This is a genomic window from Pseudomonas sp. HY2-MNA-CIBAN-0224, assembly GCF_040310285.1.
In the GTDB taxonomy this organism is placed as follows: domain Bacteria; phylum Pseudomonadota; class Gammaproteobacteria; order Pseudomonadales; family Pseudomonadaceae; genus Aquipseudomonas; species Aquipseudomonas helleri.
Genome location: NZ_JBEOPQ010000575.1, coordinates 1 through 267 on the forward strand (window position 1 = coordinate 1; position 267 = coordinate 267).

Annotated in this window: 1 protein-coding gene; it reads left to right on the top strand. The window is 43.4% G+C overall.

All coding sequences use genetic code 11. The features are described from left to right. A partial coding sequence (locus tag AAEZ03_RS27615; protein ID WP_350583056.1) for an acyl-CoA dehydrogenase domain-containing protein occupies positions 1–267 on the top strand: 267 nt, incomplete at both ends.

A 267-nucleotide genomic window follows, 5' to 3' on the forward strand; every position in this document is an offset into this window, starting at 1 on the left:
GTGCAGATGGGTCCACGTAACTTTTTGGCCATTCCTTATCAGTCCATTCCGGTATCTATTACCGTAGAAGGCGCGAACATATTGACGCGTTCATTGATGATCTTTGGTCAAGGGGCTATGCGTTGTCACCCGTATCTATTTGACGAATTACAACTTCTACAGAGCGAAGACAAAGAATCGGCGCTCAAAGAATTTGATACGTTGTTCTTTAAACATTTAGGCTATACCTTTAATCGCGGGGCAAAAGCCTTTATCGCAGGTTATGTC